General features: G+C 48.9%; 1 protein-coding gene. It reads left to right on the top strand.

The annotated features are described in order from the left end of the window. Positions 1-1,235 (top strand): replication endonuclease (locus tag ACKLNH_RS20600; RefSeq protein WP_413114134.1); only part of this gene is annotated, 1,235 nt, incomplete at both ends.

Consider the following 1,235-nt stretch of genomic DNA (forward strand, 5'->3'; position numbering starts at 1 on the left):
CCTTTCAATTTGTCGCGGTTCAGTCTGTCATGGCTGAATACGGTGTTGCCTTTGATGAAACCGAAGTAGATGAACGACGCAAAACAGGTCAATTGATGCCGTTGGTTAGTCGTGCGTGTACTGACGATTGGTGGCGACTGCAATTGCGTAAGCTCACCAACAAAACCCTTGAGCGTGTTGCGCGTGATTTAGAGTTGGTTGGCAACCACAACGTTGCATACTGCTCTAGTGAATCGGTCTACCGTCAACGCTATCGCCAACAGAAGAATAAGCAGTTGCTGGAAAACTTAATTGCGATTGATGAAGATGACCCAAGCAACGTATTTACCCTGTTTGAATTAGCGCAGAAAACCACGAGTAACCCCTATATTCGCCGCTCTGAAATGTTCGTGCGCTTAAAAGGTTGTGACACCATTGCACAAGCGCAAAGCCACGATTGCTTATTTGTCACCATGACATGCCCGAGCAAGTTCCACAGCAGCTCGAAAGGCAACACCAATCGTACATGGCTAGAGGCTGGAAAGCCAACCACCCAAGACGCGCAAAATTACCTGTGTTCAACATGGGCGGATATACGCCGCGACTTTGATGACAATGCCATTGAGTTCTACGGCATGCGCTCGGTTGAACCTCATCACGACGGCTGCCCGCATTGGCATTTACTCATTTACTGCTTGCCTGAACATACCGAAGAGATTAAAGCGACGTTTACTAAACGCTGCTTACAAGTCGACGGCACAGAAAAAGGTGCCAGCAAACGCCGTGTGACCTTTGAACATATCGATTTTGCTCGCGGCTCAGGCATTTCTTATGTTGCCAAGTACCTCTCTAAATCTATCGATGGCCTGAACGTTACCGATAACAAAACCGCGTTGTCTGGCATTGAGGCCGCTGAACGGATTGTTGCCTGGGCGCGGGTTAATGGCATTCGCCAGTTTCAGTTTTTCGGGTTGCCATCTGTTACCACATGGCGCGAACTGCGCAAAATCAAAGCCGACTTATCACAGGATGAAAAATTGAATGATTTAGATGAAGTACAACGTTTCGCTGTTGAGCAATGTCGCCGTGCGGCACATGCCTCAGATTGGGCGGCGTTCTGTCACGCGATGGGCGGCATATTTGTAAAAAGGTCTGTGCGCCCTATTCACCCTCATTACCATGTGCCGCAAATCTTTGATGAGTTGCTTGATGACCATGTTCCCAAGCAAACCCGTTACGGCGATGAAGCGGTCGCC

The sequence above is a fragment of the Thaumasiovibrio clandestinus genome, assembly GCF_047250365.1.
GTDB lineage: Bacteria > Pseudomonadota > Gammaproteobacteria > Enterobacterales > Vibrionaceae > Thaumasiovibrio.